Source organism: Streptosporangium sp. NPDC023615 (genome assembly GCF_040640155.1).
In the GTDB taxonomy this organism is placed as follows: domain Bacteria; phylum Actinomycetota; class Actinomycetes; order Streptosporangiales; family Streptosporangiaceae; genus Streptosporangium.
In genome coordinates, this window is record NZ_JBFABE010000054.1 from 45835 (window position 1) to 54630 (window position 8796).

Sequence of the window (8796 nt, forward strand, 5' to 3'; positions counted from 1 at the left end):
GAATGTCGATGGAGCGCGTGACCAGAAAGGGCCCCCTGGCCGGAGTCCGCGTGCTCGAACTGGCGGGACTGGCCCCCGGCCCGTTCGCCGGGATGATGCTGGCCGACCACGGGGCCGAGGTGTTGCGCGTCGAGCGGGCGAGCACGGTCGCCAAGGCCGGCGACCGGCCGCGCGCCGACGTGATGGACCGCGGCAAGCGGACCGTCGGCGTGGACCTGAAGTCCCCCGAGGGCGTGGCCGCCTTCAAGGAGCTCGCCCGGCACGCCGACGTGGTCGTCGAGGTGTTCCGGCCCGGGGTCGCCGAGCGTCTCGGCATCGGCCCGGCCGACCTGCACGCGGTCAACCCGCGCCTGATCTACGGACGGATGACCGGCTGGGGCCAGGACGGCCCGCTCGCGGCGACCGCCGGGCACGACATCGACTACATCGCCGTCTCCGGCGTGCTGTCGATGCTGGGCCGCGCGGGCGAGCGCCCCACGCCGCCGATCAACATCCTCGGCGACTTCGCCGGGGGCGGCCTCATGCTCGCGTACGGCGTGCTGCTCGCACTGATCGAGCGGGAGCGGACCGGCGAGGGGCGGGTGATCGACGCGGCCATGGTGGACGGCGCGGCGACGCTGTTCGCGATGTTCTACCACGGCGTGCAGAGCGGCTTCTGGGGACCTCGCGGCACGAACCTGCTCGACACCGGCGCGCCGATGTACGACACCTACGAGACCTCGGACGGCGGGTACCTGGCCGTCGGCCCGCTGGAGCCGCAGTTCTGGACGGAGATGCTCACCCGGATGGGGCTGTCCGCCGCCGAGCTGCCCGACCGCGAGGACCGGTCGCAGTGGCCGGCGCTGCGCGAACGGCTGGCCGAGACGTTCAGGTCCAGGACCCGCGCCGAGTGGGAGGCGGTGTTCGACGGCTCGGACGCCTGCGTCTCCCCGGTGCTGGAGATGGGCGAGGCCGCCGACCACCCGCACAACAAGGCCCGGGGCACGTTCGTGGAGGTCGGCGGGGTCCGGCAGCCCGCCCCGGCGCCGCGCCTGCTGGGCGTGGCCGAGCAGGACCTCTCCCCCGCGACCCGGCTGGCGGACCTGACCTCCTGGGGCCTGCCGGAGGAGACCGCGGCCCGGCTGCGCGCGGCGGGGGTGCTGGCGTGACGGGCGCGTGCGACCCGGACGACCGGCGGAGCACGGCGGGCACGGCGGGCACGGCGGGCACGGCGGGCACGGCGGGCACGGCGGGCACGGCGGGCACGCGGGACGTTCAGGACGTCCGGGGCGCGGAACGCGCGCCGGAACCGGAGGACACGGAACACACGGAACACAGGGAAGGCACGGCGGGCGCGATGAGCACGGCGAACACGACGGCGGACACGGCGGGATCGGCGGGATCGGCGGGATCGGCGGGGATGGACGTCTTCGAGGCCCTCTACACGACCAGGGCGATGCGCAGGGTCAAGCCGGACCCCATCCCCGAGGAGGTCCAGCGCGGCATCCTGGACGCCGCGGTCCGCGCGCCCAGCGGCGGCAACGTGCAGAGCTGGCGCTTCCTGCTCGTCGACGACCCCGGGGTGAAGGAGCGGCTCGGCCCGCTCTACCGGGACGCGCTCGGGAAGCTCTTCGAGGGCCACTACCGGCCGATGCGCGAGAAGGCCGAGGCCGAGGGTGACACCCGCACGCTCAGCGTGCTGAACTCGGCCAAGCACCTGGCCGACCACTTCGAGAACTACCCGCTGCTGCTGTTCGCGTTCGTCCGTAACGACCCGTCCGGCGGCTCCATCTTCCCCTCGGTGTGGAGCGCGCAACTGGCGGCCCGCGCCCACGGCGTGGGCAGCGCGCTGACCAGCGTGCTCGGCATCTTCCACGCCGAGGAGACCATGCGGGTCCTCGGCGTTCCCGAGGACAAGGGCTGGACGATGGCCTGCGCGGTCACCTTCGGCTACCCGACCGGGCGCTGGGGCGTCGCGCCCCGCCGCCCCGCCCACGAGGTGAGCTACCGCAACCGGTGGGGCCAGGACGTGGGATTCGAGATCCCCGAGCCCCTGTGGAGACCGGAGGGCTGAGCAGCACGGCGACGAGAGACGGCAGAACAACTCTCGCCCGGACGCGTTGGCGCGACCGATCGGGCGGCTCGGTGCGATCACCCCGATGTTCCGGAGCTGACCATGCATGATCACGTCCAACGTCCGGCGGGCGGCCCGGCGGGCGCCCCGTTCTCCGAGGTGGACCGGGAGGTCGGGCGCCGCGCGGCGGCGGCGCCCGGGACGCACGGATCCCCCGAGACCGCCGGGATCGACCTTCTCGACGGCGACCTGTACGCGGGCGACCCCTGGCCGGTGTACGCCTGGCTGCGCGAGCACGCCCCGGTCTACCGCGACGCGGCCAACGACCTGTGGGGCGTCTCCCGGCACGCCGACATCTGCGCGGTGGAGCGCGACGCGAGGCTCTGGTCCAACGCGGCCGGCTACCGGCCGCAGCTTCCCAGCGACCCCTCCATGATCGGCGTGGACGACCCCGAGCACGCCGAGCGCCGCCGCCTGATCTACCGGCGCTTCACCCCCCGCCACGTGACGGAGAGGTACGCCGGCCGGGTGCGCTCGGTGGTCACCGAACTGCTCGACGACGCGCTCGACCGAGGCACGGTGGACGCGGTGCCCGCGCTGGCCGCGCCCCTGCCGGGGAGGATGATCGGCTGGCTGCTGGGCTTCCCCGACGAGCGCTGGCGGGAGCTGGTCCACTGGTCGGAGACGACGGTCGTGGCCGGGGGCGGACTGCGCTACGTCACCCACGAGGCCGCCGTGGCGGCCGGGGAGTTCGCCACGGCCGTGCTGGAGCTGGCCGCCGAGCGGCGCGGCTGCCCGCGCGACGACCTGACGTCGATCTGGAGCCGGGAGCCCCGCTACGACGACGAGCGGCTGGCCAACGAGGCGCTGCTGCTGCTGGACGGCGGGGCCGAGACCACCAGGACCGTCATCGCCACCGCCGTCGACGCGCTGATCGGCCACCCGGAGCAGTGGCGGCTGCTGCGCGAGGACCCGGCGCTGATCGAGAACGCGGTCGAGGAGTTCATCCGCTGGACCACCCCGATCCTCAACATGTGCCGGACCGCCACCCGTGACACCGCGCTGGCCGGCCGGAGCATCCCGGCCGGCGCGCAGGTCCTGCTGATGTACGGCTCCGCCAACCGCGATCCCGCGGTCTTCGCCGACCCCGGCGTCTTCGACGTGACCCGTCCCCCGGGCGGCCACATCGCCTTCGGGCTGGGCACCCACTTCTGCCTGGGGGCCGCGCTGGCCCGGCTGGAGCTGCGGATCTTCTTCGAGGAGTTCGTCCGCCGGGTCGGCTCGGCCGAGCGGGCCGACGAGGCCGGGCCGCGCGTCGTTCCCAACGCCTTCGTCCGGGGCGTCTCCTCCTTCCCGGTGACCCTGCGCCCCCGGTGACCCCGCGGCGGCGGCGGCCGGGCGGCCCGCGCCGCCCGGCCCCTGGTGGTCCCCGGTGTTCCCACGCCCGCCTCCTGTCGTACCGGCGGTACACCTGAATGGAGGTGTACCGCCGTCCATCACAGGTGTTGGCACAAGTGTAGTAGATGTACTACATTCATGAACATGAGTACTGCGGTAAGCGTCCGCGAGCTGCGGATGACCTATGGTTCCGCCGAGGTCCTGCGAGGCATCGACCTGCAGATCCGGCGCGGCGAGATCTTCACCCTGCTCGGTCCCAACGGGGCCGGGAAGACGACCACCATCGAGATCCTCGAGGGCTTCAGGAACCGCTCGGCCGGCGAGGTGAGCGTGCTCGGGGCCGACCCCGAGCAGGCCACCGAGGCGTGGCGGGCGAAGCTGGGCATCGTCCTGCAGAGCTGGCGCGACCACGGCCGGTGGGGCGTGCGCGAGCTCCTCGGTCACATCGGATCCTTCTACGACGACCCGCACGACCCGGACCGGTTGCTGGCCGATCTCGGTCTCACCGCCCAGGCCGAACAGCGGGTCAGCCGCCTGTCCGGCGGGCAGCGCCGCCGGCTGGACGTGGCGCTGGGCATCGTCGGCCGTCCCGAACTGCTCTTCCTGGACGAGCCCACGACCGGGTTCGACCCCGAGGCCCGGCGCGAGTTCCACCTGCTGATCGAGCGGCTCGCGGCCGACGACGGCATCACGGTGCTGCTGACCACCCACGACCTGGCCGAGGCCGAGAAGCTGGCGCACCGCACCGCGATCCTGGTGGACGGCGAGATCGCCGTCTGCGGCACCCCGTCCGAGCTGGCGACGCAGGTGCAGAACGGCTCGCACATCCGGTGGATCGAGGACGGCCGGGAGAAGGTCCTGCGCACCGAGGACCCCTCGCGGGTGGCCTGGGAGCTGCACCGGAGGTTCGAGGGACCGGTGCCCGGCCTGGAGATCCGGCGCCCGTCGCTGGAGGAGAGCTATCTGGAACTGATCGGGAGGGCGGCATGAACGTCAAGGCACTGCGCATCGGGCTGCGACGCGGCTGGAGTGAGCACACGCACCTGCTCAAGGACCGCAGGGAGATGCTGAACACCCTGCTCGGCACGGTCGTGATCTTCGCCGGCCTGCTCGTGTGGATCGGCGACAACGAGGTCAAGGGGACCGGGGTCTCCATGAAGACGTTCATGACGGTGGGCTTCCTGGCCTTCACCGTCTTCTCCAACGGCGTGATGGCGCTGCCGATGGCCATCGCGGCCGACCGCGAGGAGGGCACGCTGCTGCGGCTGCGGACCGTCCCCGGCGGCGTCGGCGCCTACGTCGTGGGGCGGAGCGTGACCGTCCTGGGCCAGATCGTCGTGCAGAGCGCGCTGATCCTGGCCATCGGCATGGCTCTGGGCGGGGTGGCACCGCCCCGTGACTGGGCCACCCTGGCCTGGGTGATGCTGCTGGGCACCGCCGCCGTGGTGCCGCTGGGCGCGGCCCTCGGCTGCATGCTGCCCGGCCCCAAGACCGCCGCGGGGGTCCTGGCGCTGCCGATGATGGTGCTGATGGTCACCTCCGGGGTGATGCTTCCGATGACCTTCCTGCCCGAGGTGGCCCAGTGGGTCTCCCAGGTCTTCCCGCTCTACTGGCAGGGGCTCGGCCTGCGTGCCGCCTTCCTGCCCGACACGATGCTCGCCGCCGAGGTCGGCCGGAGCTGGCGCCTGCCCATGGTGGGCGCGGTGCTGGCGGTCTGGGCCGTGGCCGGGACGCTGCTGGCGCCGCCGCTGATCCGCCGGGTCACCCGGCGCGAGTCCGGCTCGCGCCTCGCCGAGCGCAGGCTCGCCGCACAGGCCTCCTGAGTGCTGGGAGACTGCTGGGATGTCCGCCGAAGACGTGTACAACCGGATCTCGGTGCTGAGAGCCGAGCGTGGCATCTCACGCAAGGAACTGGCCGCCGCGCTGGGGGTCCACTACCAGACGATCGGCTACCTTGAGCGCGGCGAGTACAGCCCGAGCCTGTTCCTGGCCCTTCGCATCGCCGAGCATTTCGAAGTCCCCCTGGAAGTCGTGTTCTCCCTCAGGCCGTTCCCGCGGCTGGGCAGTGGTTAGGCAGATGAGATCGTGAACGGTTGGAAAGAGAACTGGCGCCGGACCCGCGTCGAGGCCCTGCAGGGCGACTACCTGCCCGGCTGGTACGCCACCCGGCGCCGCAGGCGGCTGCTCGCCGCCGCCGCGGCCTTCGGCGTCTCGCTGTTCTGGGTGGACGCGGCCGTGGCCTGGATCAGCGGTCCCGGCGACGGCCCCGTCCTGGTCAACATCGTGCTGCTGACGATCTCACTGATCGTCTACCTGCCGGCCGTCAGCCTGCTCAACGTCGCCACCCGCGGCGTCGTGGAGCTGTCCGAAGGCGACCTGGACGAACGCCAGGTCGGCGAGCGCCTGCGGGCCACCGCCCTCGCCCACCGGATCATGACGGGCGTCCTGATCACCCTCCTCGTCGTGGTCCTCGTGGTGGGCATACCCCAGAAGCGCGAGTTCTTCATGCCGGGCGGGGCGCTGGTCCTGCTGACGATCGCGCTCTTCATGACCCACTTCGTGCTGCCGCTGATCGTCTCCGGCTGGCGGCTGCCCGACCCGCCGCCCGACGACGACGCCTGACGCGCGAGGGCGACGCCCGAGGACGTCCGGGTTCAGCGCATCGGGGACAGCACCGCCGCGTAGAGGTCGACCCCGCCGGGATGGTGGATCTCCACGTCGGTGGTGAAGGCCCGCGGCGGGGTGCCGCCCGACTCGGTGTGCTTCCACAACCGCTGCCAGCACTCCAGCAGCGCCTCCGGCATCGGCCCGCGGGCCTCCAGCCTCAGCGACGGCACGCCGGGCACCCGGACGGCCACCATCCCCTCGGGGAGCGCGGCCGCGCTTCGCACGGCGACCCCCACGATCTGGGTGTAGGCGCCGTGGTGGTCGCTCTCGTAGTCGGTGAGCACGGCGTAGATGTTCTCGTCGATCCGCCCCGGCACGTGCGCGAACGCCCCCGGCGACCCCGCCCGCCGCCAGAGCGCGCCGAGCCTGCCCCTGCCCGGCTCCATCTCGTCGGCGTTCGACGTCCGTACGGCATGGCCTACGACGAGCATCTCGGGCCGATCAACGACGATCACAGCGCCTCCTCCTGGCCATTCATCAAGCACGCAAACGGGATCTTAGCCTTCCGGTCCGACGGTTCGGCCCTCTTGGGGAGGGCGGGAACGGGGAACACTTCTCTCCGGTAATTCACGGATAAGGTGGACCAACGTGAGATTTCTCAATGGGATGACACCGGCCTACGACCTGACCTACAGCGACGTGTTCATGGTGCCGTCGCTCTCCTCCGTCGGGTCACGGCTCGCCGTCGACCTCTCGGGCCGGGACGGCACCGGCACCACCATCCCCGTCGTGGTGGCCAACATGACGGCGGTGGCGGGACGGCGGATGGCCGAGACCGTGGCGCGGCGGGGCGGGATCGCGGTGATCCCGCAGGACATCCCGATCGAGGTCGTCGCCGACGTCGTCGACTGGGTCAAGCGGCGCGACCTGGTGCACGACACGCCCCTGACGCTCACCCCGCACGACACCGTCGGCGAGGCCCTCAACCTGCTGCCCAAGCGGGCGCACGGCGCGATCATCATCGTGGACTGGGACAACCGCCCGGCCGGCGTGGTCACCGAGGGCGACTGCGCCGGCGTGGACATGTACACGCAGCTCTCCCAGGTGATGTCCGACCACCTGCTCACGCTGCCCGCCGGGCTCGACCCGCGCCAGGCCTTCGACCGCCTGCACGAGGGCCGCCACCGGCTGGCCCCGGTGGTGGACGGCGACGGGCGCCTGGTGGGCATCCTGACCAGGACCGGCGCGCTGCGCGCCACCCTGTACCGGCCCGCGGTCGACGCCTCGGGCCGGCTCCGCGTCGCCGCGGCCGTCGGCGTCAACGGGGACGTGGCCGCCAAGGCCAAGGAGATCCTCCAGGCCGGGGTGGACTGCCTGGTGGTGGACACCGCGCACGGTCACCAGGAGAAGATGATCGCCGCCCTGAGGGCGGTCCGCGCGCTGGACCCGGGCGTGCCGGTCGCGGCGGGCAACGTCGTCACCGCCGCGGGCGTCCGCGACCTGGTCGAGGCCGGGGCCGACATCGTGAAGGTGGGCGTCGGGCCGGGGGCGATGTGCACGACCCGGATGATGACCGGGGTGGGCCGCCCGCAGTTCTCCGCCGTGCTGGAGTGCTCGACCGAGGCCCGCAGGCTGGGCCGCCACGTCTGGGCCGACGGCGGTGTCCGCCACCCCCGCGACGTGGCGCTGGCCCTGGCCGCCGGCGCGGCCAACGTGATGATCGGCTCGTGGTTCGCCGGCACCTACGAGTCGCCGGGCGACACCCGTACCGCCGCGGACGGACGCAGGTACAAGGAGAACTTCGGCATGGCCTCGGCCCGCGCGGTGCGGCTGCGCACGGCCGAGGACTCGCCCTTCGACCGCGCGCGCAAGGCGTTGTTCGAGGAGGGCATCTCCACCTCCAGGATGTACCTCGACCCGGCCATGCCCAGTGTGGAGGACCAGATCGACGCCATCGTGGCGGGCCTGCGCTCCTCGTGCACCTACGCGGGCGCCTCCACCCTGGAGGAGTTCCACGAGCGCGCGGTGGTCGGCGTGCAGAGCTCCTCCGGCTACAGCGAGGGCAAGCCGCTGCACCAGAGCTGGTGACCCTTCCCGGTGCCGTCCCGGCGGGAGCGGACCCTCGTGGCCGGAGCGGGCCGTCGTGGCCGGAGCGGGCCGTCGTGGCCGGAGGGGGCGAAAGGCGCGCATCGTCGGGCGGACGGAGGGTAGTCGGCCGGTGGCTCCATCCCCCACGCGAAAGGCGAGCGACATGAAAGAGACGCCCACCGGCCTGAACGACCAGGTCGTCGTGAACCGCAGGGTCCTCGCGGGATACGACAACTACCTGGCGGCGCAGCGGACCGTGGACGCCCTGTCCGACGCGGGGTTCCCCGTCGAGAACGTGGCGATCGTCGGCAGCGATCTCAAGCTCGAGGAGACCGTCACCGGCCGGATGACCAACGGGCGGGCCGCCCTCACCGGCGCGGGCAGCGGCGTGCTCTTCGGCGCCGTGGTCGGCATGTTCCTCGGCCTGTTCACGTCGACCACGATGTCGTTCGTGGTGCTCGTGCTCTGGGCGGCCCTGTGGGGGGCCGTGATGGGCGCCGCGTTCGGGTTCATCAACCACGTGTTCACCGGTGGCAAGCGGGACTTCGCCTCGCGCAGCGCGATCGTCGCCGGTCGCTACGACGTGCTGGTCGCGGCCTCGCACGTGGACCACGCGCGGGCCGTCCTGGACTCGACCCCCGGCCCGGCCG

Annotated in this window: 10 protein-coding genes; 9 read left to right on the forward strand and 1 reads right to left on the reverse strand. The window is 72.6% G+C overall.

Annotation, left to right across the window (positions count from 1 at the left end; all coding sequences use genetic code 11):
* Positions 1-8 precede the first annotated feature (8 nt).
* From AB0G16_RS28930 to AB0G16_RS28960, 7 genes are all read left to right on the forward strand, one after another.
* Complete coding sequence (locus AB0G16_RS28930; RefSeq protein WP_362811700.1) at positions 9-1148, forward strand: CaiB/BaiF CoA-transferase family protein; 1140 nt, start codon at positions 9-11, stop codon at positions 1146-1148.
* Positions 1149-1336: 188 nt separating this feature from the next.
* Positions 1337-2053, forward strand: a complete 717-nt coding sequence (locus AB0G16_RS28935) for a nitroreductase family protein (RefSeq protein ID WP_362811702.1) — start codon at positions 1337-1339, stop codon at positions 2051-2053.
* Between the two features lie 102 nt (positions 2054-2155).
* On the forward strand, positions 2156-3430 hold the full coding sequence (locus AB0G16_RS28940; protein WP_362811705.1) for a cytochrome P450: 1275 nt from the start codon (positions 2156-2158) through the stop codon (positions 3428-3430).
* Positions 3431-3595: 165 nt separating this feature from the next.
* Entirely contained in the window at positions 3596-4441 is an 846-nt protein-coding gene (locus AB0G16_RS28945; RefSeq protein WP_362811708.1) for an ABC transporter ATP-binding protein, read from the forward strand.
* Entirely contained in the window at positions 4438-5274 is an 837-nt protein-coding gene (locus AB0G16_RS28950) for an ABC transporter permease (protein WP_362811711.1), read from the forward strand. The genes AB0G16_RS28945 and AB0G16_RS28950 overlap by 4 nt, the downstream gene beginning before the upstream one ends.
* A gap of 19 nt (positions 5275-5293) precedes the next feature.
* Positions 5294-5524 carry a helix-turn-helix transcriptional regulator gene (locus AB0G16_RS28955; protein ID WP_344896321.1) on the forward strand — a complete coding sequence of 77 codons (231 nt, stop codon included), beginning with the start codon at positions 5294-5296 and terminating at the stop codon, positions 5522-5524.
* Between the two features lie 12 nt (positions 5525-5536).
* Positions 5537-6073, forward strand: coding sequence for a hypothetical protein (locus AB0G16_RS28960; protein ID WP_362811714.1), 537 nt, complete (start codon positions 5537-5539; stop codon positions 6071-6073).
* 32 nt (positions 6074-6105) lie between these two features.
* On the opposite strand, the gene AB0G16_RS28965 is transcribed toward AB0G16_RS28960, so the two are convergent.
* Complete coding sequence (locus tag AB0G16_RS28965) at positions 6106-6573, reverse strand: GyrI-like domain-containing protein (protein ID WP_362811717.1); 468 nt, start codon at positions 6571-6573, stop codon at positions 6106-6108.
* A gap of 133 nt (positions 6574-6706) precedes the next feature.
* Between AB0G16_RS28965 and AB0G16_RS28970 the strand changes: the two genes are divergently transcribed.
* Together AB0G16_RS28970 and AB0G16_RS28975 are read left to right on the forward strand one after the other, a co-directional pair.
* Entirely contained in the window at positions 6707-8146 is a 1440-nt protein-coding gene (locus tag AB0G16_RS28970; RefSeq protein WP_362811720.1) for a GuaB1 family IMP dehydrogenase-related protein, read from the forward strand.
* Positions 8147-8309: 163 nt separating this feature from the next.
* Positions 8310-8796, forward strand: a 487-nt coding sequence (locus AB0G16_RS28975; protein WP_362811723.1) for a general stress protein, incomplete at its 3' end; no start/stop codon positions are given.